Annotated in this window: 4 protein-coding genes; all 4 read right to left on the minus strand. The window is 75.1% G+C overall.

Annotated elements, in window-relative coordinates; translation table 11 throughout:
• Window positions 1-42 precede the first annotated feature (42 nt).
• Window positions 43-5028, minus strand: a complete 4986-nt coding sequence (locus ACZ4WZ_RS30095) for a type I polyketide synthase (RefSeq protein ID WP_467895480.1) — start codon at window positions 5026-5028, stop codon at window positions 43-45.
• A gap of 9 nt (window positions 5029-5037) precedes the next feature.
• Window positions 5038-9312 (minus strand): type I polyketide synthase, encoded by a 4275-nt coding sequence (locus ACZ4WZ_RS30100; RefSeq protein WP_467895464.1) that lies wholly within the window; start codon window positions 9310-9312, stop codon window positions 5038-5040.
• Window positions 9313-9435: 123 nt separating this feature from the next.
• Entirely contained in the window at window positions 9436-20706 is an 11271-nt protein-coding gene (locus tag ACZ4WZ_RS30105; RefSeq protein ID WP_467895466.1) for a type I polyketide synthase, read from the minus strand.
• A gap of 65 nt (window positions 20707-20771) precedes the next feature.
• Window positions 20772-25763 (minus strand): type I polyketide synthase, encoded by a 4992-nt coding sequence (locus tag ACZ4WZ_RS30110; RefSeq protein ID WP_467895469.1) that lies wholly within the window; start codon window positions 25761-25763, stop codon window positions 20772-20774.
• Window positions 25764-25765 lie beyond the last annotated feature (2 nt).

Genomic DNA, 25765 nt, shown 5'->3' on the forward strand with positions numbered 1-25765 from the left:
GGAACGGGAAGCCAACACGGCGCGGTCGTTGCGGGCGCGGGGTCACTGCGTCTCCAACTCGTCGTCGAGCAGGTCGAAGAGCTCGCTGTCCGAGGCCGCGTCGAGGTCGGCGTCGGAGGCGGGCGCCGCGTCCGCTGCGGTGGCGTTCCAGGCGGCGAGCAGCGCGTGGAGCCTGCTGCTGATCCGGCCGCGGTCTTCGGGGGTGGTCGGGGCGGCCCCGGCGAGGGCGCCGCCGAGCCGGTCGATCTCGTCGAGCAGCGCGTCCGGGCCGTCGGTGTCGCCGAGGAGTTCGGTGCGCAGCAGGGCGGCGAGCTCGACGGGCGTCGGGTGGTCGAAGACGAGGGTGGAGGGCAGGCTCAGGCCGGTGGCGGCGCCGAGCCGGTTGCGCAGTTCGACCGCGCTGAGGGAGTCGAAGCCCAGCTCGCGGAAGGCGCGCTGGGGGCCGACGGCGGCCAGGGCCTCGGGGCCGGCGGTGCCGTGGCCGAGGACGGAGGCGGCCTGCTTGCGGACCAGGTCGAGCAGGACGCGGTCCTGCTCGGCCGGCGGGAGGCCGGTGAGCCGGTGCAGCAGGGCGTCGGCGGCGCCGTCGGCCTCCTCGGCCTCGGCCGCAGCAGCAGCCCCGGCCCGGGCGAGGAGCTGCGCCGCCTCGGGGACCATCTCGAAGAGGGGGCTGTTGCGCTCGGTGTTGGTGCCCAGCGAGAAGCTGTCCCAGCGGATGTCGATGACGACCGGGCTGGTCTCCTCGTGGTCGAGGGACTGCTGGAGGGCGGCGGTGGCGAGTTCCGGGGGGAGCTCCCAGACGCCCTGGAGGCGGGCGCGTTCGCCGACGCCGTTGTCGGCCATGCCGCTGCCCTCCCAGGTGCCCCACACGACGGCGGTGGCGGGCAGCCCGAGGGCGCGGCGCTGCTCGGCGAGGGCGTCGAGGAAGGTGTTGCCGGGGGTGTAGTTGCCCAGGCCCGCGGAGCCGTAGGCGGCGCCGAAGGAGGAGAACAGGACGAAGGCCGTGAGCTCCTTGTCGCGGGTCAGTTCCTGGAGGTTGAGGGCGCCGCGCGCCTTGACGGCGAGGACGCGCTCCATGCGGTCGGGGGTCAGCGAGTCGATCATGCCGTCGTCGAGGACTGCGGCGGTGTGGAACACCGAGGTCAGCGGGGTTTCCGCGGGCAGCGCCCCGATGACGGCGGCGAGCGCGGCGGCGTCGGTGACGTCGGCCGCGGCGATGGTCACCTTGGCGCCGAGCCCGGTGAGTTCGGCTTCCAGGGCGCCGGCGCCGGGGGCGTCGGGTCCGCTGCGGCTGATCAGCAGCAGGTGTTCGGCGCCCGCGCGGGCGAGCCAGCGGGCGGTCTGCGCGCCCAGGCCGCCGGTGCCGCCGGTGATGAGGGCGGTGCCGGACGGCTGCCAGGCGCGGGCCGGTTCGGCGTCGCCGAGCGGCGCCCGGACCAGCCTGCGGACCAGGACGTTCCAGGACCGTACGGCGAGCTGGTCCTCGTCGCCCGGCTCGGTGAGGACGCCGGCGAGCCGCTTCCATGCCTCCTCGTCGGGCTGCCGCGGCAGGTCGACGATGCCGCCCCACAGCCGCGGGTGCTCCTGGACCAGGACGCGGGCCAGGCCCCATACGGCGGCCTGGACGGGGCTGGTGAGCGGGTCGGAGTCGCCGACGGAGACGGCACCCTGGGTGAGGGACCACACCGGGGCGTCGAACTCGGCGAGTTCGCGGACCTGGAGGACCGCCTGGACGAGGGTGACCGTGCCGGCCAGGCCGAGCGGGAGGTCCGGGTGGTCGGGATGGGGCCGCTCGTCGAGGGACAGCAGGGACAGGATCCCGGTGACGCGGTCCTCGCCCTCGGCGGTGAGTTCCTGGTGGAGCTGCTGGGCGAGGGTGTACCGGTCGCTCGCCCAGACGTCGACGGGGACGCGGACGGTGCGGGCGCCCTGGGCGGCGAGGCGGTCGGCGGCGGCCGCGGCCACCGCGTCGTCGCCGCCCTCGGACTCCACGATCAGCCAGGTGCCGGTGAGCCGCGGTGCGGCGGTGTCGGCGACCGTCCACACGGTGCGGTAGCGCCAGGAGTCGATCGCGGACTTCTCGCGGCGGGTGCGGCGCCAGGCGGCCAGGGCGGGCAGTGCCTCGCCGAGGGGCTGGTCCGCGCCGACCCCGAGGGGAGCGAGGTCGCCGCTGTCCACTGCCGCCCAGAAGGCGGCGTCGACCTCGTCGCCGCCGTGCGCGACGAGGCCGGGGGACGCCGGGTCCGAGGGCGCGGCGTCGAGCCAGTACGGGCGGTGCTGGAAGGCGTACGTGGGCAGCTCGACGCGCTGCGCGCCGTCGGGGAAGACGGTGGGCCAGGCGACGGTGGCGCCGCGCGTCCAGGCTTCGGCGAGGGAGGTGAGGAAGCGCTGCGGACCGCCCTCGTCGCGGCGCAGGGTGGCGAGGGTGACGGCGGTGGGGGCGGCCGGGGACTCGGCGGCGTCGATGGTTTCCTGGACGCCGATGGTGAGGACGGGGTGGGCGCTGGCCTCGACGAACAGGCCGTGGCCGGTGTCCAGGAGGCTGCGGACGGCCTCCTCGAAGCGGACGGTGGTGCGCAGGTTGGTGTACCAGTACTCGGCGTCGAGCTCGGAACCGTCGGCCCATTCCCCCGTCACGGTGGAGAAGAACGGGATCTCGGCGGTGCGCGGCTCGATCCCGGCCAGCAGGCCGATGACCTCGTCGCGGATCGATTCGACCTGCGCGGAGTGCGAGGCGTAGTCGACGTTGATGCGGCGGGCGCGGACACCGTCGGCCTCACAGGCCGCCGTCAGCTCGTCCAGGGCCTCCGGATCACCGGAAACCACCGTGGAGCGCGGCCCGTTCACCGAAGCCAGCGCCAGACGCTCGCCCCAGGCGGAGATGCGTTCCTTCACCGCGTCGGCGATGTCCGCGACCGACACCATGCCGCCCTTGCCGGCCAGGGCCACGATCGCCTTCGCCCGCAGCGCGGACACCTTCGCCGCGTCCTGGAGCGACAGCGCGCCCGACACCGCCGCGGCCGCGATCTCGCCCTGCGAGTGGCCCAGCACGGCGGCGGGGCGGACCCCGTGGAAGCGCCACAGCTCGGCGAGGGACACCATCACCGCCCACAGGGCGGGCTGCACCACGTCGACCCGGTCGAAACCGGGTACGCCGTCCTTCTGCCGGAGCACGTCGAGCAGCGACCAGTCGGTGTGGGGGGCCAGCGCCTCGGCGCACTCGTCGAGGCGGGCCGCGAACACCGGGGAGGCCTCGTACAGTTCCACGGCCATGCCCGCCCACTGGGAGCCCTGGCCGGGGAAGACGAAGACGGGGCGGTCCGCGCCCGCGGCGGCGGTGACGCCGGTGGTGTCGCCCTCGGCGAGCTCGGCGAGCCCGGCGAGGAACTCCTCGTGCTTGGCGGCGACGACCGCGCCGCGCACCGGGTGGGCGGTGCGGGTGGTGGCCAGGGAGAAGCCGGTGGAGGCGGGCGCGGCGCCGTCCCGGACGTGGGCCAGGAGGCGGGCGGCCTGCTCGCGCAGGGCGGCCCGGGTGCGGCCGGAGAGGATCCACGGCACGGGCGCGCCGCCGCCGTCCTCGGGGGACGGCGCCGCCGGCCGGTCCGCCCGGGCGGCCTCCTCGATGATGACGTGGGCGTTCGTACCGCTCACGCCGAAGGAGGACACTCCGGCCCGGCGGGGCTCCTCGCCGCGGCGCGTCCAGTCGCGGGACTCGTTCAGCAGCCGGACGCCGCCGGAGGACCAGTCGATGTGCGGCGACGGCTCGTCGGCGTGCAGGGTCTTGGGGAGCACGCCTTGGCGCAGCGCCTGCACCATCTTGATGACGCCGGCGAGGCCCGCGACGGGACCGCCGTGCCCGATGTTGGACTTCGACGAGCCGAGCCACAGCGGCTGGTCGGCGGAGTGCTCCTGCCCGTAGGTGGCGAGCAGGGCCTGTGCCTCGATCGGGTCGCCGAGGGAGGTGCCGGTGCCGTGCGCCTCGACCGCGTCCACGTCGCGCGGGGTGAGCCGGGCGTTGGCGAGGGCGCGGCGGATGACCTCCTGCTGCGCGGGCTCGCTGGGGGCGGTGAGGCCGTTGCTGGCGCCGTCCTGGTTGAGGGCGGAGCCGCGGATGACGGCGAGGACCTGGTGGCCGTTGCGGCGCGCGTCGGAGAGGCGCTCCACGAGCAGCACTCCGGCGCCCTCGGACCAGGTGGTGCCGTCGGCGCCGGCGCCGAAGGCCTTGCAGCGGCCGTCGGCGGCCAGCGCGCGCTGGCGGCTGAACTCCACGAACGCGGCGGGGCTGGCCATGACGGCCACGCCCGCGGCCAGGGCGAGCGAGCACTCGCCCTGGCGCAGGGCCTGCACGGCCAGGTGCAGGGCGACCAGGCCGGAGGAGCAGGCGGTGTCGACGGTGACGGCGGGGCCGGCCAGCCCGAAGGTGTAGGCGACCCGGCCGGACAGGACGCTCGACATGGTGCCGGTGCCGATGTAGCCCTCCACGCCGTCCGGCAGGGCGTCCAGCCGGGAGGCGTAGTCGGAGGCGACGGCGCCGACGAAGACGCCCGTCTCGGTGCCCTTCAGCGACAGCGGGTCGTAGCCCGCTCGCTCCAGGGTCTCCCAGGCGGTCTCCAGGAACAGCCGCTGCTGCGGGTCCATGGCGGCCGCCTCGCGCGGCGAGATGCCGAAGAGCTCCGGGTCGAAGAGGGTGGCTCCCTGGAGGAAGCCGCCCTCCCTGACGTACGTCTTGCCGGGGGCGTCGGGGTCGGGATCGTACAGGTCGGTGTCCCAGCCGCGGTCGGCCGGGAAGGGGCCGATCGCGTCGGTACCGGACGCCACGAGGTTCCAGAAGCCCTCGGGGTCGGTGACCCCGCCCGGGAAGCGGCAGGCCATCGAAACGATGGCGATCGGCTCGTACCCGGCGTCCTCCGCGTCGCGCAGCTGCTGCTTGGTACGGCTCAGGTCGGCTGTGACGCGCTTGAGGTATTCACGGAGCTTCTCTTCGTTGCTCGTCGACATGCTCGGTACTCCTAAGTGGATATGGGACAGAGGAGCAGGTCAGGAAGCTCCCAGTTCCTTGTCGATCAGTGCGAAGATCTCGTCGTCCGTCACCGACGCGAGGGCGTCGTCGTCGAGGACGTCCGCCTCCGTTTCGGTTCCGCGCCACTTCCACAGCAGTGCTTCCAGCCGCTTGGCGACGGTGTCGCGGGCGGTGCCGTCCGGGTCGGCGTCCGCCAGTACGGCTTCCAGGGCGGCCAGTTCACGCAGCCCGGGCGCTTGCGCGCCGCGGGCGGTGCCCAGCTGGTCGAGGAGGTGCCGGGCGAGGGCGAGCGGGGTCGGGTGGCTGAAGACGAGGGTCGCGGGCAGGGACAGGCCGGTCGCGGCGGTGAGCCGGTTGCGCAGCTCGACCGCGGTCAGCGAGTCGAACCCGAGCTCCCGGAAGGCCTTCTCCGCCTCGACCGATTCCGTCTCCGGGTGGCCGAGGACCGCGGCCACCCGGGTACGGACGAGGTCGGTGACCGTGCGCTCCTGCTCCTGCGGGGAGAGCGCGGCCAGCCGCTGTGCGAACGATTCGGCCTCCGCCGCGTCCTGCGAGGCGGCCGTCCGGCGTACGGGCGTACGCGTCACGGTGCTCGCCCCGCCGGTGGCTCCGGCGGCGGCCGCGGCGGCGGACAGTTCCCCGGCGGACACCAGCCGCGACGCGAACGACGCGACGGAGGCCACGGGGCGGCCGGTGGCGTCGGCGACCGTGAGGGCCACCTCGTCCGGGCCGGCCGGGGTCAGGTGCACGCGCACGCGCGAGGCTCCCGCGGCGTGCAGGCGCACTCCGCTCCACGCGAACGGCAGCCAGGCCGTTCCGTCCTCCGTCTCCGGCCCGCTCACCGCCAGCGCGTGGAGCGCGGCGTCGAGCAGGGCCGGGTGGAGGCCGAACCGGCCGGCGTCCTCCTGCTGATCCTCGGGCAGCACCACCTCGGCGTACACCCCGACACCGTCGCCCGGGAGCCAGACCTCGGCCAACCCCTGAAAGGCCGGGCCGTACCCGTACCCCGACCCCGACAGCCCCTCATAGAAGCCGTCGAGGTCCACGCGCTCGGCACCGGCCGGGGGCCAGGCGCCGAGCTCGCGGCCGGGCCGCGGGGTCTCGGCGCGGCTGAGCACGCCCTGGGCGTGGCGGGTCCAGGTGCCGTCGGCGGCGTCCTGGCGGCCGTACACGGCGACGGTGCGCCTGGAGCCGGTGTCCGGGGGGCCGACGACGACCTGGAGCAGTACGGGGCCCTCGTCGGGCAGGACCAGCGGGGCTTCGAGGGTCAGTTCGTCGAGGGTGTCGCAGCCGGCCTCGTCGCCGGCGCGGACGGCCAGCTCGACGAACGCGGCGCCGGGCAGCACGCGGGCTCCGGCCACGACGTGGTCGGCGAGCCAGGGGTGGGTGCGCAGCGACAGGCGGCCGGTGAGGACGGTCTGGCCGCCGTCGGCGAGGCGGACGGCCGCGCCGAGGAGGGGGTGGTCGGCGGCGCCGAGACCGGCGGCGGACACGTCGCCGGCGCCGGTGGCGGTGGCCGTCAGCCAGTAGCGCTCCCGCTGGAAGGCGTACGTGGGCAGCTCGACGCCAGAGGCGTCCTGCCCGGCGTAGACGGCCTGCCAGTCGACGGGGGCGCCGTGGGTCCAGGCCTCGGCGAGGGAGGCGAGGAAGCGCTGCGGGCCGCCTTCGTCACGGCGCAGGGTGCCCTGGGTGACGGCGGAGGTCTGGGCGGCATCGATGGTCTCCTGGACGCCGATGGTCAGCACCGGGTGCGCGCTGGACTCCACGAAGATCTTGTGGCCGCGCTCCAGGAGTGCGCTGATGGCGTCCTGGAAGCGGACCGTGCGGCGGAGGTTGGTGTACCAGTACTCGGCGTCCAGCTCGGAACCGTCGGCCCATTCGCCCGTCACGGTGGAGAAGAACGGGACCTCGGCCGTCCGCGGTTCGATCCCGTCCAGCAGACCGATCACCTCGTCACGGATCGACTCCACCTGCGGACCGTGCGAGGCGTAGTCCACGCTGATGCGGCGGGCGCGGACACCGTCGGCCTCACAGGCCGCCATCAGCTCGTCCAAGGCCTCCGGATCACCCGAAACCACCGTGGAGCGCGGCCCGTTCACCGAAGCGAGCGCGAGCCGCTCACCCCAGGCGGAGATACGTTCCGCCACCGCTTCGGCGGTGTCGGCGACGGACACCATCCCGCCCTTGCCCGCCAACGCGAGCAACGCCTTCGCCCGCAACGCCGACACCTTCGCCGCGTCCTGGAGCGACAGCGCACCCGACACCGCGGCCGCCGCGATCTCACCCTGCGAATGACCGACGACGGCCGCCGGGACGACCCCGACGGAACGCCACAGCTCGGCGAGGGACACCATCACCGCCCACAGGGCGGGCTGCACCACATCGACCCGGTCGAAACCGGGAGCACCGTCCTTCTGCCGGAGCACCTCCAACAACGACCAGTCCGTATAGGCGGCCAGCGCCTCCGCGCACGCGTCCAGACGCGCCGCGAACACCGGCGAGGAGTCGTACAGCTCCACCGCCATCCCCGCCCACTGCGAACCCTGCCCCGGGAACACGAACACCGTCTTGCCGACACCCGCCTGCCCCTGGTGGACGCCGGTCGCGGTGTCGCCCCCGGCGAGGGCGGCGAGGGCGCGCCCGGTGTCCCGCGCGGAGGTGAGGGAGGTGATCGCCGCGCGGTGGTCGAAGGCGGCCCGGGTGGTGGCCAGGGCGACTCCGGTGGCGGTGTGCGCGCCGGGCTGCGCGGCGGCGTGCGCGGCGAGCCGCCCGGCCTGTCCGCGCAGGGCGGCGGCGGTGCGGCCCGACAGGAGCCAGGGGGTGCCGTCCACGGGGCCGGACAGGACGGCGGGGCGGCCGGGGCCGGTCTCGGCCGGCTCGGCCTCGGCGTCCGTTCCGGGGTCCTCGGGGGTCTGCTCGAGGATGACGTGCGCGTTGGTGCCGCTGATGCCGAACGCGGAGACGCCGGCCCGGCGCGGACGGCCGGTTTCCGGCCAGGCGCGCGGCTCGGTCAGCAGCTCCACGGCGCCGGAGGCCCAGTCGATCTTCGGGGAGGGCGCGTCGACGTGCAGGGTCTGCGGGAGGAGACCGTTGCGCATCGCCATGACCATCTTCATCACGCCGGCCGCGCCCGAAGCGGCCGAGGTGTGGCCGATGTTGGACTTCACGGAGCCGAGCCACAGCGGCCGGTCGGCGGGCCGGTTCTGCCCGTACGTGGCGAGGAGGGCCTGGGCCTCGATGGGGTCGCCGAGGGTGGTGCCGGTGCCGTGCGCCTCGACGGCGTCGACGTCGGCGGCGGTGACGCGGGCGCTGGCGAGGGCCTGCTTGATGACCCGCATCTGGGCGGGCCCGTTGGGGGCGGTGAGGCCGTTGCTGGCGCCGTCCTGGTTGACGGCGGTGCCCCGGATCACGGCGAGGACCCGGCGGCCGGCCCGGCGGGCGTCGGAGAGCCGTTCGACGAGGAGCATGCCGACGCCCTCGGCGGGCCCGAAGCCGTCGGCGGCGGTGGCGAAGGCCTTGCAGCGGCCGTCGGCGGCGAGCGCCCGCTGGCGGCTGAACTCCACGAACCCGGCGGGGTTCGACATGACGGTGACACCGCCGGCGAGGGCCATGGAGCATTCGCCGTTGCGCAGGGCCTGGACGGCCATGTGCAGGGCGACGAGCGAGGAGGAGCAGGCGGTGTCGATGGTGACGGCCGGGCCCTCCAGGCCGAGGGAGTAGGCGAGCCGGCCGGACATGACGCTGGCCAGGTTGCCGGTGCCCAGGTAGCCCTCGAGCTCGTCGGGGGCCTGGAGGATGCCGGTGGTGTAGTCGATGGCGCTGAAGCCGACGAAGGTGCCGGTGAGGCTGCCGGTGAGGGTGGCGGGGTCGATCCCGGCGCGCTCGACGGCCTCCCAGCCGGTCTCCAGGAGGAGGCGCTGCTGGGGGTCCATGGCGAGGGCTTCGCGCGGGGAGATCCCGAAGAAGGCGGCGTCGAACTCGTCGACGTCGTGCAGGAAGCCGCCTTCCTTCACGTAGTTGGTGCCCGGCTTGTCGGGGTCGGGGTCGTAGAGGGATTCGATGTCCCACCCGCGGTTGACGGGGAAGCCGCCGACGGCGTCGCCGCCGGCCGCGACCAGCTCCCACAGGTCTTCGGGGGAGCTCACCCCGCCCGGATAGCGGCAGGCCATGCCGGTGATCGCGATCGGTTCGTGGCCGGCCGACTCGGCGGCCTGCAGCCGCTTGCGGGTCTGCTGCAGGTCGGCCGTCGCCCGCTTGAGGTATTCGAGGAGCTTCTCTTCGTTGTTCGCCATGGTCGGTATCTCCGTGGGCCCCGTGGGGCGGATCGCTGGCCGGCGGGTGGGATGGGGGAAGGGGTGCCTCCCCGGACAGACCGTGGTCGTGGCCCGTCCGGGGAGACACCCCTCCCGGATGTGTCAGGAGGTGCCCAGCTCTTTGTCGAGCAGGGCGAACATGTCGTCGGCGGTGGCGCTGTGCAGGCCTTCGCCGGTGGTCTCGTCCGGGGTGGCGTCCGTGCCGCCCACGGTCCACAGCAGGGCTTCGAGGCGCTGCTTGAGCTTGGTGCGGGTGTCGCTGTCGGGTGCGGTGGCGGCGAGCGCGCCCTCGAGGCGGTCGAGCTCGTCGAGGACCGAGCCGACGGGGGCCGTCGACTCCGGCAGCAGGGCGCCGCGCAGGTGCCCGGCGAGGGCCGCCGGGTTGGGGTAGTCGAAGACGATGGTGGCGGGGAGCTTGAGGCCGGTGGCGGCGCCGAGCCGGTCGCGCAGTTCGACGGCGGTCAGCGAGTCGAAGCCGAGGCCCTTGAAGGCGCGGCCGGGTTCGATGGCGTCGACCGAGTCGTGGCCGAGGACGCCGGCCACCTTGTCGCGCACCAGGTCGAGGAGGATCGTCTCGCGTTCGGCGGGGTTCGCCGCGGTGAGCTCTTCGACGAGCCGGGCCGCGGCCCCGGTGGCGGCCGCCGCCGTCCGCTCGGGCTCCTCGGCGGCCTTCAGGGCGGCGCGGGCCTCCGGGACGCCCTGGATGAGCGGGCTGGGGCGGCCGGAGGTGAAGCCGCGGGCGAAGCGCTCCCATTCGACGTCGGCGACGGCGCGGAACACCTCGTCGTGCTCCACGGCCTGGACCATCGCGTTCAGGGCGAGTTCGGGGTCCATCTCGATGACGCCGCGGCGGCGCATGTACTCCTCGACGCCCTCGCCCTCCATCATGCCGCCGCCGCCCCAGGCGCCCCAGGCGAGGGAGGTGGCCGTCAGGCCGCGGGCCCTGCGCTGCTGGGCGAACGCGTCGAGCCAGGCGTTGCCGGGGGCGTAGCCGCCGTGCCGGCCGCTGCCCCAGACACCGGAGTTCGAGGAGAACAGGACGAACGCGTCGAGCGGGGTGTCGCCGAGCAGCTCGTCGAGGTGGCGAGCGCCGTCGATCTTGCCTTCGTTGATCTTCCGGTACTCGTCGGTGGTCATCTCGTCGACGAGGGTGGACTGGACGACGCCGACGGCGTGGACGACGGCGGTCAGCGGCTGCCCGGCCGGGATCGCGTCGAGGACCGCCTCGAGCCGGCCGCGGTCGGACACGTCGCAGGCGGCGAGCGTCACGTCGGCGCCCAGGGCACGGAGTTCGGCGGCGAGTTCCTCCGCCCCCGGGGCCTCGGCGCCGCGCCGGCTGGTGAGGACGAGGCGGGCGGCGCCGGTGGCGGCGAGGCGGCGGGCGACCTGCGCGCCCACGCCTCCGGTGCCGCCGGTGACCAGGACCGTCCCGGACGGCTGCCAGCGGCGGACCGGCTCGCGGTCCCCCAGCGGGGCGCGCACCAGCCGGCGGCCGAAGGCTCCGCCGGAGCGCACCGCGACCTGGTCCTCGTCGCCGAGGCCGGTGAGGACCCGGGCGAGTCGCGCCGAGGCCCGCTCGTCCAGCTCGGCCGGCAGGTCGACGAGGCCGCCCCAGGTACGGGGCTGTTCGAGGGCGACGACCCGGCCGAGGCCCCACAGCTGGGCCTGGACGGGGTCGGCGGGCGCGTCGGCCGGGCCGGTGGCGACGGCGCCGCGGGTGAGCGCCCACAGGGGCGCGGTCACTCCGGCGTCGTTCAGGGCCTGGACGAGGACGAGGGTGCCGGTGGCGACGTCGTCCCGGTCGGCCGCGTCGCCGAGCAGGGAGACCACGCCGGTGAGCGGGTCGCCGGGGAGCAAGGCGGCCCAGGCGGTGCGGTCGGCCGCGGCCGGGTCGAGGGCGAGCCGGTGGACGTCGGCGCCGTGCGCGGCGAGCGCGGCGACGGTGGCCGCGGTGCGCTCCGGGTGGGCCGCCCGCAGGGGCTCCACGACGAGCCAGCGTCCGGTGAGCCGGTCGGTGGCGTCCTCGGGCAGCAGGGTCCAGTCGACGTCGTAGCGCCAGGAGTCGACGGTGGAGCGTTCGCGGCGGCCGCGCCGCCAGGTGGCGAGCTCGGGCAGCAGCTCGCGCAGCGGGCGGTCGCCGTCGAGGCCGACGGTCTCGGCCAGGGAGTCGAGGTCGCCGGCTTCGACGGCCGACCAGAACGCGCCCTCGGTCTCCTCGGCGGGACCCTGGAGGAGGGCGGTGGCCTCGGCGGGGCCGGAGGCCAGCCAGTAGCGCTGCTGCTGGAAGGCGTACGTGGGGAGTTCGACGGTGCGGGCTCCGCGTCCGGCGAGGACGGAGGTCCAGTCGACGTCGACGCCGCGGGTCCAGGCGGTGGCGAGGGCGGTGTAGAAGCGGGCCAGGCCGCCCTCCTCGCGGCGCAGGGTACCCAGGGCGAGGGCCTCGGACCCGGCGTCCTCGGCGGTCTCCATGACCCCGTACACGAGGACGGGGTGGGCGCTGGACTCGACGAACACGCGGTGTCCGTCGGCGAGCAGGGAGCGTACGACGGGTTCGAAGGAGACGGGCCGCCGGCAGTTCTCGTACCAGTAGGCGGCGGTCAGCTCCGAGCCGTCCAGGACTTCCCCGGTGACGGTGGAGTAGAGGGGGACGGAGCCGGCCCGCGGCCGGACGAAGGAGAGCAGTCCGGTCACCTGGTCCTTGAGGCGGTCGACCTGGGCGCAGTGGGAGGCCACCGTCGACGGGATGACCTTCGCGCGCACCCCCTCCGCCTCGAGGGCCGCGACCAGCTCTTCCAGGGGGGCTACCTCACCGGCGACGGTGACGGTGCCCGGACCGTTGATCCCGGCGATGGAGAGCGCGTCCCCGTACGGGGCGAGCCGTTCGCGGACCGCGTCCGCGCCCAGCGAGACGGAGGCGACCGCACCCCGCCCGACCAGCTCGTCGGCGAACAGCTGCGAGCGCAGTACGACGACCTTCGCACCGTCCTCCAGCGACAGCGCACCCGAGACGACCGCGGCGGCGATCTCCCCCTGGGAGTGGCCGACGACCGCGTCCGGCACCACACCCGCCGCACGCCACAGGTCGGCCAGGGACACCATCACCGCGAACAGCACCGGCTGGAGCACCTCGATACGGGAAAGATCACCCTCCCCGCGCAGCACCTCCTCCACCGACCAGTCGACATGCGCCTCCACCGCCGCCGCGACCTCCGCGAACCGGGCCGCGAACACCGGCGAGGAGTCCAGGAGTTCGACGCCCATCCCGGCCCACTGCGAACCCTGACCCGGGAACACGAACACCGTCTTGCCCTCGGTGTCGGCGGTGCCGGTGACGGTGCGGCCGGCGGGTGCGGCCTCCGCGAGGGCGGCGAGTCCGGCGAGGGCCTCCTCGCGGCTGCCGAGGACGACGGCGGCCCGGTGCTCCAGGCGTGCCCGGGTGGTGGCCAGGGACAGGGCGACGTCGGACAGGGACAGGTCGACGTCGGCGGCGAGGTGGTCGTACAGGCGCCGCGCCTGTGCCTGGAGGGCCGCGGGGTTCTTGCCGCTCAGGGTCCAGGGGACGGTGGCGGCGAGGACCCCGGCCACCGTCGGGCGTCCGGTGTCCTCGGGCGCCCGGTCGCGGTCCTGGGAGGCGGCCTGCGGGGCCTGCTCCAGGATGACGTGCGCGTTGGTGCCGCTGAGCCCGAAGGAGGAGACGCCGACCCGGCGGGGGTGGCCGGTCTCGGGCCAGGCCCGCTGCTCGGTGAGCAGCTCGACGCCCCCGGTGGACCATTCGACGTGCGGGGAGGGCTCGTCGACGTGCAGGGTCCGGGCGAGGACGCCGTGGCGCAGGGCCATCACGGACTTGATGACGCCGGCGATGCCGGAGGCGGCCTGGGTGTGGCCGATGTTGGACTTGAGGGAGCCGAGCCACAGCGGCCGGTCGGTGTCGCGGCCCTGGCCGTAGGTGGCGAGCAGGGCGTGCGCTTCGATGGGGTCGCCGAGCCGGGTGCCGGTGCCGTGGGCCTCGACGGCGTCGACATCCTGCGCGGAGAGCTTCGCGGAGGCCAGTGCCTGGCGGATGACGCGCTGCTGGGCGGGTCCGCTGGGGGCGGTGAGGCCGTTGGAGGCGCCGTCCTGGTTGGTGGCGGAGCCCCGTACGACGGCGAGGACGCGGTGGCCGTTGCGGCGGGCGTCGGAGAGCTTCTCCAGGAGGAGCACGCCGAGGCCCTCGGAGAAGGCGGTGCCGTCGGCCGCGCCCGCGAAGGCCTTGGCGCGGCCGTCGGCGGCGAGCGCCCGCTGGCGGCCGAACTCGACGAACTCGGCGGGGGTCGACATGACCGCGACGCCGCCGGCCAGCGCCATCGAGCATTCGCCCTGGCGCAGGGACTGCGCCGCCAGGTGGAGGGCGACCAGTGAGGAGGAGCAGGCGGTGTCGACGGTGACGGCGGGGCCCTCGAGGCCGAAGCTGTAGGCGACGCGGCCGGAGATGACGCTGTTGGAGAGGCCGGTGCCGAAGTAGCCCTCGACGCCCTCGGGGATCTCGCGCAGTTCGGTGGCGTACCCGGACGGGACGGCGCCGACGAAGACGCCGGTGCGGGTGCCCCTGAGGGTGGCGGGGTCGATGCCGGCCCGTTCGAAGACCTGCCAGGCGCCTTCCAGCACGAGCCGCTGCTGCGGGTCCATGGCGAGGGCCTCGCGCGGGGAGATCCCGAAGAGTTCGGCGTCGAAGCGGCCCGCGTCGTGCAGGAACCCGCCCTCCTTGACGTACGTGCGGCCGGGCGTGCCGGGCTCCGGGTCGTAGAGGGCGTCCAGGTCCCAGCCGCGGTCGGCGGGGAAGGCGCCGATGGCGTCGCCCTCGGCGGTGACGAGCCGCCACAGCGCTTCGGGCGAGTCCACGCCGTCGGGGAAGCGGCAGGCCATGCCCACGATCACGACCGGGTCGCCGTCGGCGGCCGGGACGGTGAGGGGGGCGTTGTCCTCGTCCCGCCGCTCCGCCCCGGCGTCGCCGACGAGCGCGGTGCGCAGCTGGCGGGCGAGGGAGGCGGGGGTGGGGTGGTCGAAGACGATGGTCGCGGGCAGCCGCAGTCCGGTGGCCGCGCCGAGCCGGTTGCGCAGTTCGACGGCGGTCAGCGAGTCGAAGCCGAGCTCCTTGAAGGCCCGGTCGGCGCCGACGGCTTCGGCGGCCGAGTGCCCGAGCACGGCGGCCGCGTGGGTGCGGACCAGGTCGAGCAGGGTCCGCAGCCGGTCGTCGGGGGTCAGTGCGGTCAGCCGGCGGGCGAGGGCCGAGCCGCCGGCGCCGTCGGCGCTCTCCACGGTGCGGCGGCCGGACACGCGGACCAGGCCGCGGGCGAGGGCGGGCAGGGCGCCGGTGGTGGCCATGGTGCGCAGGGCGGTCTGGTCCAGGCGTACGGGGACCAGCAGGGGCGCGCCCGTGGCCGTGCCGGCGTCGAGGAGCGCGAGGCCCTCGGCCGGGGAGAAGGCGACCATGCCGGAGCGGGCCATGCGGGCGACGTCCTCCTCGGAGAGGTGGCCGGTCATGCCGCTGGCCTCGTCCCACAGGCCCCAGGCGAGCGAGGTGGCGGGCAGGCCGCGGGCGCGGCGGTGCTGGGCGAGGGCGTCGAGGAAGGCGTTGGCGGCGGCGTAGTTGCCCTGGGCGGGGCCGCCGATGACGCCGGCGGCGGAGGAGAACAGGACGAAGGCGGTGAGGTCCAGGTCGCGGGTGAGCTCGTGGAGGAGCGCGGCCGCGTCCGCCTTGGGCCGCAGGACGGCGCCGAGCCGGTCGGCGTCGAGGGAGGCGATCACCCCGTCGTCGAGGACTCCGGCGGTGTGGACGACTCCGCGCAGCGGCCGGTCGGCGGGGATCGCGGCGAGGAGGGCGGTCAGCGCGTCGCGGTCGGCGGCGTCACAGGCCACCACCTCGGCCGTGCCGCCCAGCCCGGCTATCTCCGCCACCAGTTCGGAGGCGCCGGGGGCGTCCGGGCCGCGCCGGCCGGCGAGCAGCAGATGCCGTACGCCGTGCTCCGTGACGAGGTGCTTGGCGACGAGCGCGCCCAGGGTGCCGGTACCGCCGGTGATCAGGACCGTGCTATCCGGGTCCCAGCCCTGCGGAACCGTCAGCACGATCTTCCCCGTGTGCCTGGCCTGACTCATGAACCGGAACGCCTCCGGCGCCCGCCGGACGTCCCAGGCACGGACGGGCAACGGCCGCAGCACGCCCGCCTCGAACAGCCGGCCCAGCTCGGCGAGCATCTCCGCGATCCGGTCGGGTCCGGCCTCGGCGAGGTCGAAGGCCCGGTAGGCGACCCCGGTGTGGTGCCGTTCGGTGTCCCGCGGGTCGCGGACGTCGGTCTTGCCCATCTCGACGAAGCGGCCGCCGCGCGGCAGCAGCCGCAGCGAGGCGTCGGTGAGTTCGCCGGCGAGGGAGTTCAGGACCACGTCGACGCCCTCGCCGCCGGTGGCGGCGGAGAAGCGCTCCTCGAAGGAGACGTCACGGGAGGAGGCGATGTGGGCGTCGTCGAGACCGGCCGCGCGCAGCGCGTCCCACTTGCCCTCGCTGGCCGTGCCGAACACCTCGGCACCCAGGTGCCGGGCGATCTGCACCGCGGCCGATCCGACACCGCCGGCGGCGGCGTGGATCAGGACCCGCTCGCCCGCCTTCAGGCCGGCCAGATCCACCAGCGCGTAGTACGCGGTGAGGAAGGCGGTCGGGGCGGACGCGGCCTCCTCGAAGGTCCAGCCGTCGGGGACACGGGTGACGACGCGCTGGTCGGCCACGGTGTGCGGGCCGAAGGCACCGGGGAACGGGCCCATCACGCGGTCGCCGACGGCGAGTCCGGTGACGCCCGGGCCGGTCTCGGTGACGGTGCCGGCGCCCTCGTTGCCCATGGTGGCGTCGCCCGGGTACATGCCGAGCGCGATCATCACGTCGCGGAAGTTCAGGCCGGCGGCGCGGACCGCGACACGGACCTCGCCCTCGGCGAGCGGCCGGCTCCCGGCGGGCACCAGCGCCAGGCCGTCGAGGGTGCCGCCGGAGGAGGCCAGTTGCCAGCCGTCGGCGTTCCGCGGGGGCGTCAGGGTGCCGCCGGCGGCGGCGCCGCGGACCAGGCGCGGCGCGAGCACCGCCGTGTCGCGTACGGCGGCCTGCGGCTCGTCGGCACGCCCCGCGGCGGCCACGGCCGCGGGGAGGGCCGCGGCGGCGTCCTCGGGCGTGGCGCCGGCCGCGTCGAGGTCCACGAGCAGCAGCCGGCCCGGGTTCTCGGCCTGGGCGGAGCGGACCAGGCCCCACAGCGGGGCGTGGACCAGGTCGGTGACGTCCTCGCCGGGGCGTACGGAGACGGCTCCGCGGGTGACGACGGCCAGCCGGACTCCCTCCAGCCGCTCGTCGGCGAGCCATTCCTGGAGGAGGGCCAGGACGCGGGCGGTCTCCGCGCGCACCGCGTCGGCGAGCGCACCGGCCGGGGAGTCCGCGTCCGGGGCGGGGGCGCCGCCGACGGGCAGGACGACGACCTCGGGGGCGGGCAGTCCGGCGGCGACGGCGTCGCCGAGGGTGGACACGTCGTCGAAGACCTGCGGGAACGCCCCGACCCGCTGGAAGGCGGCCTCGATGCCGAGGCGGTCCTCGCCGAGCACGCACCAGTCGTGCGGCGCGGCGTCCCGCGGGAGGCCGTCCGTGTCCACGGCCGTCCAGTCCAGCCGGAACAGGGAGTCGTCGGTGACCGGTCCGGAGTCGAGGGACGCGGCGGTGACGGCCCGGGACACCAGGGCGCCGACGGTGGCGACGGGGCGGCCCGTGGCGTCGGCGATCTCCAGGCCGACGCCGTCGTCCCCGGCCGGGGAGATCCGTACGCGCAGCGCGGTCGCGCCGACGGCGTGCAGGGTGACCCCGTTCCAGGAGAACGGCAGGCGTATCCCGTCGGCCTCGCCGCGGGCGGCCGGAACCAGACCGGCGTGCAGGGCGGCGTCGAGGAGGGCGGGGTGGAGGCCGAAGCGGGCGGCGTCGTCGTACTGCTCGTGGGGCAGGGCGACCTCGGCGTAGAGCTCGTCGCCGTCGCTCTGCTTCCACACGGCGGTCAGGCCCCGGAACGCGGGCCCGTACTGGTAGCCGGTACCGGCGAGGGCCTCGTAGAAGCCGTCGAGGGGGACGGGGTCGGCACCGGGCGGCGGCCAGGCGGAGAGGTCGAAGTCCGGTTCGCGGCGGGCGCCGAGCAGCAGACCGGTGGCGTGGCGGGTCCACGGGGTGCCCTCGGGGGCGTCCTCGGGGAGGGAGTAGAGGGCCACGGGCCTGTGGCCGTCGGCTTCGGGGCCGCCGACGACGAGCTGGAGGCGTGCCGCGCTCTCGGGGGGCAGGACGAGCGGGGCTTCGAGGGTCAGTTCGTCGAGGGTGTCGCAGCCGGCCTCGTCGCCGGCGCGGACGGCCAGCTCGACGAACGCGGTCCCGGGCAGGATGACCGTGCCGTTCACGGCGTGGTCGGCGAGCCAGGGGTGGGTGCGCAGCGACAGGCGGCCGGTGAGGACGGCCTGGTCCCCGTCGGCGAGGCGGACGGCCGCGCCGAGGAGGGGGTGGTCGGCGGCGCCGAGACCGGCGGCGGACACGTCACCGGACCCGGAGTCGGCCACCTCCAGCCAGTAGCGCTCGCGCTGGAAGGCGTAGGTGGGCAGGTCGACGCGCGCCGTGTCCTGGCCGGCGTGGACGGCCTGCCAGTCGACGGGGGCGCCGTGGGTCCAGGCCTCGGCGAGGGAGGCGAGGAAGCGCTGCGGGCCGCCTTCGTCACGGCGCAAGGTGCCCTGGGTGACGGCCGGGGAACCAGCCGCCTCGATGGTCTCCTGGACGCCGATGGTCAGCACCGGGTGCGCACTGGATTCGACGAACAGCCCGTGCCCGCGCTCCAGGAGGCCGGTGATGGCGTCCTGGAAGCGAACGGTGCGGCGCAGGTTGGTGTACCAGTACTCGGCGTCCAGCTCCGACCCGTCGGCCCACTCCCCCGTCACGGTGGAGAAGAACGGGACCTCGGCCGTCCGCGGTTCGATCCCGTCCAGCAGACCGATCACCTCGTCACGGATCGACTCCACCTGCGGACCGTGCGAGGCGTAGTCCACGCTGATGCGGCGGGCGCGGACACCATCGGCCTCGCAAGCCGCCATCAGCTCGTCCAGAGCCTCCGGATCACCCGAAACCACCGTGGAGCGCGGACCGTTCACCGAAGCGAGCGCGAGCCGCTCACCCCAGGCGGAGATACGTTCCGCCACCGCTTCGGCGGTGTCGGCGACGGACACCATCCCGCCCTTGCCCGCCAACGCGAGCAACGCCTTCGCCCGCAACGCCGACACCTTCGCCGCGTCCTGGAGCGACAGCGCACCCGACACCGCCGCCGCCGCGATCTCACCCTGCGAATGACCGACCACCGCCGCCGGAACGACACCAGCCGCACGCCACAGCTCCGCCAGCGACACCATCACCGCCCACAGCGCGGGCTGCACCACATCGACCCGGTCGAAACCAGGAGCACCGTCCTTCTGCCGGAGCACCTCCAACAACGACCAGTCCGTATACGGGGCCAGGGCGCGCTCACAGTCGTCCAGACGCGCCGCGAACACCGGCGAGGAGTCGTACAGCTCCACCGCCATCCCCGCCCACTGCGAACCCTGCCCCGGGAACACGAACACCGGACGCTCCGCGCCCTTGACGACGGCGCCGTCCACGACGCCCGGCGCCGGCAGCCCGGCGGCCAGCGCGTCCAAGCCGGTCAGGAAGCCCTCGCGGTCGCCCGCCAGGACGACACCGCGCCGCTCCAGCGCGGCCCGGGTCGTGGCCAGGGCCCGGGCCACCACGGCCGGTTCGACGGCGGTGCCGGACTCCGCGTGGGCGCGCAGCCGGGCCGCCTGCCCGTGCAGGGCCTCGGTGGTCTTGCCGGACAGGGTCCACGGGACCGGGCCGCCGGTGACGACGGTCCCGGCGGGTACCTCGGGTGCGGGACTGCCGGCGGCGCCCTCGGCCCCGTCCTGTGCGAGGTGCTGCTCCAGGATGACGTGGGCGTTGGTGCCGCTGATGCCGAACGAGGAGACGGCGGCCCGGCGCGGGCGGCCGTCGACGGTCCAGTCCGAGGGCTCGGTGAGCAGTTCCACCGCGCCGGACGACCAGTCGATGTGCGGGGACGGCTCGCTGACGTGGAGGGTCTTGGGAAGGACGCCGTTGCGCATCGCCATGACCATCTTGATGACCCCGGCGATGCCCGAAGCGGCCTGCGTGTGGCCGATGTTGGACTTCACGGAGCCCAGCCGCAGGGGTGCGGCGTCCGCGGGCCGCTGGCCGTAGGTCGCCAGCAGCGCCCCCGCCTCGATCGGGTCGCCGAGGGCCGTTCCGGTGCCGTGCGCCTCGACGGCGTCGACGTCGTGGGCGGACAGTCGGGCGTTGGCGAGGGCCTGCTTGATGACGCGCTGCTGGGAGGGACCGTTGGGGGCGGTCAGGCCGTTGCTGGCGCCGTCCTGGTTGGTCGCCGAACCCCGTACGACGGCCAGTACTTCGTGCCCGTTGCGCACGGCGTCGGAGAGCCGCTCGACGAGCAGGATGCCGGCGCCCTCGGCGAGCGCCATGCCGTCGGCACCTGCGGAGAAGGCCTTGCAGCGGCCGTCGGCGGCCATGCCGCGCTGCTCGCTGTAGCCGATGAACTCCAGCGGGGTGGACATGACGGTGACGCCGCCGACGAGGGCCATGGAGCACTCGTCGGAGCGCAGCGCCTGCGCGGCCATGTGCAGGGCGACGAGTCCCGAGGAGCAGGCGGTGTCGACGGAGACGGCCGGGCCCTCCAGGCCGAAGGTGTAGGCGACGCGGCCGGAGACGACGCTCGCCGCGCTGCCGGTGGTCAGGTGGCCCTCGTACCCCTCGGGGATGGAGGGCAGGGACCAGCAGTAGTCGAGGTTGTAGCAGCCGATGAAGGTGCCCGTGCGGCTGCCCTTCACGGACTGCGGGTCGATTCCGGCGCGCTCGAACGCCTCCCAGGCGGCTTCCATGACGAGGCGCTGCTGGGGGTCCATCGCGAGGGCCTCGCGCGGCGATATGCCGAACACGCCCGGGTCGAACGCGCCGGCCTCGTAGAGGAATCCGCCTTCCTTGACGTAGGTGCGGCCGGAGCGCTCGGGGTCCGGGTCGTAGATCGCGTCGAGGTCCCAGCCGCGGTCCTCGGGGAAGGGGCCGATGGCGTCCGCGCCGTCCGACACCAGGCGCCACAGGTCCTCCGGCGACGCGACGCCGCCGGGGAAGCGGCAGGCCATGCCGACGATCGCGATCGGCTCGTGCCCGGCGTCCTCGACCTCGCGCAGCCGCTGCTTCGTCTCGTGCAGATCGGCGGTGACCCACTTGAGGTAATCGCGGAGCGTCTCTTCGTTCGTCGCCATGGGGACCTCTTCGAACCTCTCGGATAGAACTGGAATTCGTGTGACCGACTGGCCGGAGGACGCCCTTACTCCGGGCGGCCGAATTCCTTGCGGATGAATGCGAATATCTCTTCGTCGGACGCGGCGTCGAGCTTTCCGCTGACGGATTCGGCGTCCGCGGCGGCCTGCGCGTCCTTCCAGCGGGAGAGCAGTGCCTCCAGGCGGCGGGTGAGGTTCTTGCGTTCGCCCTGGCCGGGTGCCAGTGACAGCAGGTCGGACTCGAGGCGGTCCAGGTCGCTGTGCACGGAGTCCGCAGTCGCCTCTCCGCGCCGGGCACCGCCGTCCAGGAGCAGGCCGCGCAGGTAGCCGGCGAGCGCGCCGGGGGTGGGGTAGTCGAAGACCATCGTGGCGGGCAGGGCGAGCCCGGTGGCGGTGTTCAGCCCGTTGCGCAGGCCGACGGCCGTCAGCGAGTCGAAGCCGAGGTCCTTGAAGGCCCGGGCGGCGTCGACCGCGCCGGCCGAGGCGTGGCCGAGGACGGCGGCGGCGTGGCCGCACACCAGGTCCGTGAGGACGCGTTCCTGTTCCTCGCCGGACAGTTCGGCGAGCTTGTGGCGCAGCGCGTCGGCGGCTCCCGTGTTCCCGGTGTCCTCGTCGCCGCCGTGGCCGGCCCGCGCGAGGATGCGGCGGGCCTGCGGGACGTCCTCGGTGAGGCGTCCCGTACGGGCCGAGGTGAACAGGGGCAGGAAGCGGTCCCAGTCGACGTCGGCGACGGCCACGGCCGTCTCGTCGTGGTCGAGGATCCGCCGCAGGGCCCGGAGGGCCGCCGCGGGGTCCAGGAGGGGCAGGCCGCGCCGGGCGGAGCGCTCGTGGAGTTCGCGCGCCTCGTCGGGGTGGGCTTCGGCGTCGAACAGGTCCCATACGCCCCAGCCGACGGCGGTGGCCGGCAGGTTCCGGGCGCGGCGCTGCTGGGCGAGGGCGTCCAGGTGGGCGTTGGCCGCGGCGAACGCGGCGTGCTCGCCGCCGCCCCAGTAGGAGGTGACGGAGGAGAACAGGACGAACGCGTCCAGGGCGGGGCCGTCCGTGCCGAACACCTCGTCGAGGGCCCGGGCGGAGGTGACCTTGGCGGCGAGCGCCTCCTCCAGGTGCCGGCCGGTGGTGGCGGCGAGGGGGGTGAGTTCGACGTGTGCGGCGGCGTGGACGACGGTGCGGACCGGCCGTCCGGCCCGCTCCGCGCGAGCGGTCACCGCGGCGAGCGCCGCCGGGTCCGCGCCGTCCCACTCCTCCAGGGTCACCTCGGTGCCGTCGGCGGCGAGTTCGCCGGCGAGGGCTTCGAGCGCGGGGGTGAACTCCGCGGGGGCCGCGGTGAGCAGGAGGTGGCCGGCGCCCGCGGCGGCGAGGCGGCGGGCCGTCTCGGCTCCCAGCGGGCCGGCGGCGCCGGTGAGCAGGGTCGTGCCGGACGGCTGCCACTCGCGGGCGGGTGCGCCGTCGGGCAGGGCGGCCCGGACGAGCCGGCGCACGTAGGTGCCGGCGGTGCGGATCGCGATCTGGTCCTCGCCGTCCCGGCCCGCGAGGGCCCCGGCGAGGCGTGCCGCGGCGGCCTCGTCTAGGTCGGCGGGGAGGTCCACGAGGCCGCCCCAGCCGCGCGGCCGTTCCAGTGCGGCCACGAGGCCGAGGCCCCAGACCTGTGCCTGTACGGCGCTGCGCGGAGCCTTCTCGGGACCGGCGGCGACGGCCCCGCGGGTGAGGGCCCACAGGGGGGCCTCGATGCCCGCGTCCTCGAGCGCCTGGGTGGCGACGAGGGTGCCGAGGAGACCGGCGGCCTCGTCGGTGGAGAGCAGGGAGAGGACCCCGGCGAACGGCTCGTGGCCTTCCTGCGCGGCGCGCAGGGCCCCGGCCCACGTGTCCCGGTCGGCCCGGGCGGGGTCGAGGGCGAGGACGCGGGCGCGGGCGCCGTGGGCGGTGAGCAGTTCCTCGAAGGGCCCGGCGGCGGTGTCGTCGGCGGTGCCTTCGGGGGTGCCTTCGGGGGCCAGCAGCAGCCAGTCGCCGTGGAGCCGGGCCGGTGCCGCGTCGGGCAGGTGCTTCCAGGTGATGCGGTAGCGGCGGGCGTCGAGCGCGCTCGCCTCCCGGCGGTCACGGCGCCAGGCGGACAGGGCGGGCAGCAGTTCCTGGAGCGGCCCGGTGTCCTGGAGCGCGAGGGTGTCGGCGAGGGCGGTGACGTCCGCGCTCTCCACGGAGCTCCAGAAGCCGGCTTCGGCCTCGTCCACGACGGGCGCGCGGTCGGCTGCCGGGGCGGCCTCGAGCCAGTAGGTGCGGCGCTGGAAGGCGTACGTGGGGAGGTCGGCGGGCGCGTCCGGGGTGTCGCAGAGGCTCTGCCAGTCGACGGGGGCGCCGTGGGTCCAGGCCTCGGCGAGGGAGGCGAGGAAGCGCTGCGGGCCGCCTTCGTCACGGCGCAGGGTGCCCTGGGTGACGGCCGGGGAACCGGCCGCCTCGATGGTCTCCTGGACACCGATGGTCAGCACCGGGTGCGCACTGGATTCGACGAACAGCCCGTGCCCGCGCTCCAGGAGGCCGGTGATGGCGTCCTGGAAGCGAACGGTGCGGCGCAGGTTGGTGTACCAGTACTCGGCGTCCAGCTCCGACCCGTCGGCCCACTCCCCCGTCACGGTGGAGAAGAACGGGACCTCGGCCGTCCGCGGCTCGATCCCGGCCAGCAGACCGATCACCTCGTCACGGATCGACTCCACCTGCGGACCGTGCGAGGCATAGTCCACATTGATCCGACGCGCCCGGACACCATCGGCCTCGCAAGCCGCCACCAGCCCGTCCAGAGCCTCCGGATCACCCGAAACCACCGTGGAGCGCGGCCCGTTCACCGAAGCGAGCGCGAGCCGCTCACCCCAGGCGGAGATACGTTCCGCCACCGCTTCGGCGGTGTCGGCGACGGACACCATCCCGCCCTTGCCCGCCAACGCGAGCAACGCCTTCGCCCGCAACGCCGACACCTTCGCCGCGTCCCGGAGCGACAGCGCACCCGACACCGCGGCCGCCGCGATCTCACCCTGCGAATGACCGACCACCGCCGCCGGGACGACACCAGCCGCACGCCACAGCTCCGCCAGCGACACCATCACCGCCCACAGCGCGGGCTGCACCACATCGACCCGGTCGAAACCAGGAGCACCGTCCTTCTGCCGGAGCACCTCCAACAACGACCAGTCCGTATAGGCGGCCAGCGCCTCCGCGCACGCGTCCAGACGCGCCGCGAACACCGGCGAGGAGTCGTACAGCTCCACCGCCATCCCCGCCCACTGCGAACCCTGGCCGGGAAACACGAACACCGGACGCTCCGCGCCCGTCACCACGGCCCCGTCCACGACGCCCGCTGCCGGCAGCCCGGCGGCCAGCGCGTCCAAGCCGGCCCGCGAGCCCGCCGGGACGACGCCGCGCCGCTCCAGCCCGGCCCGGGTCGTGGCCAGGGCGAGGCCGATGGCCGCCTCGGACACCCCGGTGCCGGCTTCGTCGGCGAAGGCGCGCAGCCGGGCCGCCTGGCCGCGCAGGCCCTCGGCGGTACGGCCGGAGAGCACCCAGGGCAGGGTGGCGGCGGGGAGGAGCGGCCGGGCCGTCGCGGGTGCCCGCGGGGCGGATTCGGCGTCCGTGTCCTGGCCCGCGGCCTGGACGATCACGTGGGCGTTGGTGCCGCTGGCACCGAAGGAGGAGACGGCGGCGGTGCGGGGGCCCTCGGTGGCGGGCCAGGGCCGCTCGTCGGTGAGGAGCTCGACCGCGCCGGAGGACCAGTCGACCTCGGGCGTGGGGCCGTCGATGTGCAGGCTGCGGGGCAGCACCCCGTCGCGTACGGACATCACGGCCTTGATCACGCCGGCGACGCCGGCCGCGGCCGCCGAGTGGCCGATGTTGGACTTGATGGAGCCCAGGTGCAGGGGGCGGCCTTCGGGACGGCTGCGGCCGTAGGTGGCGAGGAGGGCCTGGGCCTCGATGGGGTCGCCGAGGGTGGTGCCGGTGCCGTGCGCCTCGACCAGGTCGACCTCGTGGGGCGAGAGCCGGGCGTTGGCGAGGGCCTCCTCGATGACCCGCTGCTGGGAGGGGCCGTTGGGGGCGGTCAGGCCGTTGGAGGCGCCGTCCTGGTTGACGGCGGAGCCGCGGACGACGGCCAGGACGCGGTGGCCGTTGCGGCGGGCGTCCGACAGCTTCTCCAGGAGCAGGACGCCGACGCCCTCCGACCAGCCGGTGCCGTCGGCGGCGGCCGCGAACGGCTTGCAGCGGCCGTCGGGGGAGAGTCCGCGCTGGCGGCTGAACTCGACGTACACCTCGGGCGTCGACATGATCTGCGCGCCGCCCGCGAGGGCGAGCGCGCACTCGCCCTGGCGCAGGGACTGCACGGCCAGGTGGATGGCGACGAGGGAGGAGGAGCACATGGTGTCGACGGACACCGCCGGGCCCTCCAGCCCGAAGGCGTACGAGAGGCGCCCGGAGGACACGGCGGTGGCGATGCCGGTCATCAGGTGGCCCTCGACGTTCTCGGCGGCCCCCTCCCGGTCGCTGCCGTAGCCGGTGTACGTGGTGCCGACGTAGACGCCGGTCCGGCTGCCGGCGACCGCCGTCGGGTCGACGGACGCCCGCTCGAAGGCCTCCCAGGCGGTCTCCAGCAGCAGCCGCTGCTGGGGGTCCATGGCGAGGGCCTCGCGCGGGGAGATCCCGAAGAAGTCGGCGTCGAAGTCGCCCGCGTCGTGGACGAAGCCGCCCTCGCGGACGTACGTGGTGCCGAGGTGGTCGGGGTCCGGGTCGTAGAGGGATTCGAGGTCCCAGCCGCGGTTGACGGGGAAGCCGGAGACGGCGTCGCGGCCGTCGCGGACGAGGCGCCACAGGTCCTCGGGCGAGCGCACGCCGCCCGGGTAGCGGCAGGCCATGCCGACGACGGCGATGGGCTCGGGCTCGTCCGCCTCGACCTCGCGCAGCCGCTGCCGGGTCTGCTTCAGCTCGGCGGTCACCCACCTGAGGTGATCGAGCAGCTTCTGTTCGTTGTCCATCTGGCGGGAGCTCCTTGGATGACGTTCCGGCACGG

This window comes from Streptomyces sp. NPDC029122, assembly GCF_055569445.1.

Bases quoted from the DNA above. Each gene is read 5' to 3' on its own strand.
- ACZ4WZ_RS30100 (WP_467895464.1), bottom strand. From the start codon at position 9,312: ATGGCGAACAACGAAGAGAAGCTCCTCGAATACCTCAAGCGGGCGACG.
- ACZ4WZ_RS30105 (WP_467895466.1), bottom strand. From the start codon at position 20,706: ATGGCGACGAACGAAGAGACGCTCCGCGATTACCTCAAGTGGGTCACC.